This window comes from Mycobacterium sp. IDUB_19 (assembly GCF_055419445.1).
The window spans coordinates 1-254 of sequence record NZ_JBVAXR010000235.1 but is presented as its reverse complement, the minus strand read 5'-3'; the positions used below and the strand labels follow the sequence as shown (position 1 = coordinate 254).

The window sequence follows — 254 nt, the reverse complement described above, 5'->3', positions numbered from 1 at the left end:
GCGCTGCACGCCGGCGTCGGCTTCATCCCGTTTGTCATCGGCATGGGTATCGGCCTCGGGGCGTCCTCCCAGATCGTCCGGTTCTTCCAACCGCGCCTCGTGGTCATCGCGGGCGGCGTCCTGGTGCTCGGCGCGATGCTCTACGGCTCGACACTGCACGCCGGCATCCCGTACTTCCCGAATCTGGTGGTGCCCATCACCATCGGCGGTATCGGCATCGGCATGATCGTGGTCCCGCTGACGCTGGCGGCGAT

At 67.3% G+C, this 254-nt stretch carries 1 pseudogene; it reads left to right on the top strand.

Annotated elements, in window-relative coordinates:
* Positions 1-254 (top strand): annotated as a pseudogene (locus ACZY0B_RS28090) (MFS transporter); the annotation flags it as partial.